Source organism: Methylibium sp. T29 (genome assembly GCF_000576205.1).
Lineage (GTDB): Bacteria > Pseudomonadota > Gammaproteobacteria > Burkholderiales > Burkholderiaceae_C > Methylibium > Methylibium petroleiphilum.
This window is the reverse complement of record NZ_AZND01000294.1, coordinates 1-3,719: the sequence shown is the minus strand read 5'-3', so window position 1 is coordinate 3,719 and position 3,719 is coordinate 1. Positions and strand designations below refer to the sequence as shown.

Here is a 3,719-nt window from a genome sequence, read left to right as displayed (position 1 = left end):
GGCCTCGCCGTGGTTGCGCGCATCGCGGCGCAGCGCCACCACGGTGTCGAAGTCGTCGATCACCAGCCCCAGGCTGCCGAAGCGCCGCCCGAGCGTGGCCGACGGTCGAGGAAGCCCAGGTGCAGCCGGCCGGGCGCACGCACCACCACCGCGCTGTCGGTGGCGGGCCGCAGGGTCGAACGGGCGGTCATGAGCATCGGATCGGGGCAGGCGGGTTCGGCGTGAGCCGGGGTTCAGAGCAATCGCTGTTCCCGGCCCGCCGCGGTGGCTGGCGGCGGGGCCGCCGGGGCGCGGGCCGTTCGCAGTGTGGCGTGATGTGCCAAAGCGCGGACAGTGTGTCACGCTGCGGCCCGGCCGGCGAGCGCGCTTCCCCGATGAAAAAGCCCCCGGCGGTGCCAGGCACCAGCGGGGGCGGGGTGGGGTGCCGAGAGGTCCGCTCGGGCGCCCGCTCAACGCGGAGGGGTCAGAACCGGTAGCGCAGGCCCACGAACACGGCTCGCGGGGTGCCCGGCGCCACGAACAGCGCGTCGGCTTCCTCGCCGGTGTAGTTGCCGCTGGCGTCGAACATGGTCTCGGCCAGCGCACCGAAGGTCTCGTGGCGGCGGTCGAAGACGTTGTTCACGTTCGCGTACAGCTCCCACTGCGCGCTCGGCTTCCAGCTCGCGCGCAGGTTCACGATGGCGTAGCCGGGCAGGCGCACGCGCTTGTACTCGGGGTCCTCGCCGACCTCCGGGTCCTCCAGCAGGCCGTCCTCGTTGCCCGACACGCCGCGGCTCGTCACCGCCTGCAGGTCGCTGCCGACCGTGAGGCCGTCGCCCACGCGCCAGTCCACCGCCAGCTTCAGCGTGTGGCGCGGCAGCCCGGCGATGCGGGTGCCCGGCGTGATGGTCACGTTGCGCTCGCCCTGGCGCAGCACGCCGTTGGCCTCGTAGGTGGCCTTCAGGAAGCTGTAGCCGATGCCGACGTCGAACGCGCCGTGGGTCACCGCGAACTCCGTGTCCACGCCCTGGTTGCGCGTCTTCGGGAAGTTGGCGAAGTAGCCGAGCTGCCCGGTCACGCTGGTGCTGCGGAACAGGATGTCGTCCTTGTTGTCGGTGCGGAAGGCCGCCAGGTTGAAGCGCATGCCGGGCGCGAGCGGCCAGCGCAGGCCGGCCTCCACCGTGGTCGACTTCACCTGCTTCAGGTAGGGGTCGGCCTGCAGCCCGGCCGGCAGGCGGCAGGGCTCGTCGGGGTCGGCGCAGCCGAGTTCGATGACGGTGGGCACGCGCGTGTTGCGCGCCACGTTGGCGAACAGCGTGGGCGTGGTGGCCGCTTCGCCGAGGCGGTGCGCGATGCCCAGCGCCGGGTTCACGCTGTTGTAGCTGAAGCGCTCGTTGGGCTTGTCCTCGATGATGCCGGTGTCGTCGTCGCGCGTGGTGAGCTGGTTGCTCACGGTCGAATGGTTGTAGCGCGCGGTGCCCGTCACGTGCGTGCGCGGCGCGACCTGCCAGGTGTCGGTGGCGTACACGCCATAGTGGGTGGATCTGCCTTCCACGTTGGCCGACAGCTCGCGGTCCTCGCCCGGCGCCGGGATCACGCCGCGGCGGTCGGTGAAGAAGCCTTCCTGCTCGTACTGGCTGTACTCCACGCGCGAGCGGTCCACGCTGGCACCCACCTGCCACTGGTGCGCCCCGCTGACGCGCGAATAGCTCAGCGCCGCGCCGTAGCCGGTCTGCGTGGTCGCGGTGTTGTTGAACGCGGCGTTCGGATCGCCCGGATCGTCCGGCTCTTCCTCGGCCTCGTCGCCGTTGATGGTGCTGCGCGAGCTCTTGCGCACGTACAGCAGCGCGGCCAGCGAGCTGTTGGCGTCGATCGCGTGCTGGCCGTTGAAGCTCAGCTGGCCCAGCTTGTTGCGGGTCTGGTCGGGGAAGGTGTAGACCGACTCGCGGCGCGAGAAGTACAGGTCCTTGACCAGCGCGCCGTCGTCGATGGTGTAGGCCGGCAGCAGGCCGTTGCCGACCAGGTTGCTTTGCGCGTACAGCGCGCCGAGGCTCCAGCTCGTGGTGCCGTCGTCGTGCCCCAGCTTGCCGAAGAACTGGCCGAGCTTGCCGTCGGAGTGGTCGCGCCAGCCGTCCTCGTCGAAGCCGGTGACGGCCACGTACTGGTGCCAGCCGCTGTCGTCGCTGCGGCCATAGCTGAGGTCCGCGCGCTTGCGGCCGAAGCTGCCGGCCGACAGGTCGGCGCGGAAGCCCGGCGCGCTGCGGCCGTCGTGCGTGGTGTAGGCCAGCGCACCGCCCAGCGAGTTGAGGCCGAAGGCCGGGTTGGCCCCGGGCACCAACGACAGCGTGTTGATCGCGAACTCGGGGATCAGGTCGAAGTTGACCACGTCGCCGAACGGCTCGTTGATGCGCACGCCGTCGAGGTAGACCGACAGGCCCTGGCCGGCGCCGAGCAGCGGCGAGGCGCGGAAGCCGCGGTAGGTGAGGTCGCCCTGGAAGGGGCTGCCCTGGATCTCGTTGACCTGCACGCCGACCACGCGGCGGTTCAGGTAGTCGGTCTGGTTCACGGCCTGCGCGCCGTCGATGGCGTCGCGCTTGAGCACCTGGGTGGAGTAGGGAAGGATGTTGCGGTCGATGCCCTGGCCGGGCAGCGGCGACACGCCGATCACCTCCACCCGCTCGAGCTGTGTGGCGGCCTGGGCCGCGGCGGTGCCGGGCAGGGCGATCAGCGGCAGGCCGAGCCACCCGAGGGCGGCCAGTGCGCGCGTGATCGGCGACGGTGTGGATCGGTCCGGCCGTGCCAGGCGCGTGGGCCGCGCGGGCCGGGTTTCGAGAGGGCGAGTCACCGTCAAGTCTCCTGATAGTAGTTATAGGGTCATCACAACAACGACCCGGGATTGTGCGTACGGTGTACCGCTGCCCGGCTCGGGAGAAATTCCCGAGTTGAACGAGTGAGCACTGGGGAAACAACCGATTGCCCGCCTCCGCGCGCAAACCCGGCGGCCTAAAAAATACCCCGCCCGATGCAGGCATCGAGCGGGGTGCAGAGGCAAGCCCATCAGGCGCGGCAACGCCAGGCTTGCCCAGAGGGACACGGGGAAAACGGCGTCAGTGCAGGGGCCGGAGCCCGGCCCGCGTGAGGCGGCGGAGGCGCCCCGCCGGCAGCGCCGATCCGGCGGTGGCCGCAGTCACGAATTGATCGAACGCTGCCGATCCGCCAGCACTCGGCGCGGCGTGGCGACCGATGCAAGTGCCGCGCGCTCGTGCACACTGCGTCGGCACATCGGCGGACGGCATCGCGCGCATCACGGGCCGGCCGCCCGGCACGCCGCTCGCCGGGCGTGGGGCCTCGCTCCGGGCCTGCATCGTCGCTCTCTCCTTGCTGCTTCGTTGGTGATGACTCGTCCTGATTCTGTGGTGCTTCCTCCCGCCAGTACGCCGGGAGTTCTTCCCGACGTACCGGCCGCGCCGGCGCCGCTGGAGCTGCCGCGCCTGGTGATGCGCGGCGCGCTGGTGGTGGTGCTGGGGGCGCTGCTGCTCGCGCTGCTGGTGGGGCTGTGGCGGGCGCGCGAGGACATGCGCGACGAACTCTCCGGCGCGCTGGCCCAGGCCGAGATGAGCGCGCTGCTGATCGCGGCGAACACCATCGACGACGAGCAACTGGTGGCCGCCGTGCGCGCGCTGCGCGACGCCGGTGGCTCGCGCCACCTCGACGTGCGGCTGGTCGACGGCGCCGGCCAG

The 3,719-nt window shown here is 71.3% G+C and carries 3 protein-coding genes; 1 reads left to right on the top strand and 2 read right to left on the bottom strand.

Annotated features, from left to right (window positions below):
- Positions 1-59: 59 nt before the first annotated feature.
- Positions 60-191, bottom strand: a complete 132-nt coding sequence (locus tag x551_RS27960) for a hypothetical protein (protein ID WP_256364000.1) — start codon at positions 189-191, stop codon at positions 60-62.
- Between the two features lie 272 nt (positions 192-463).
- The gene (locus x551_RS19660; RefSeq protein WP_161728095.1) at positions 464-2,824 is read right to left on the bottom strand and encodes a TonB-dependent receptor; all 2,361 of its coding nucleotides are present in this window, start codon (positions 2,822-2,824) and stop codon (positions 464-466) included.
- Between the two features lie 571 nt (positions 2,825-3,395).
- Here x551_RS19660 and x551_RS19655 point away from each other — a divergent pair.
- The coding region (locus x551_RS19655; RefSeq protein ID WP_152543603.1) for a hypothetical protein at positions 3,396-3,719 on the top strand (324 nt) is incomplete at its 3' end.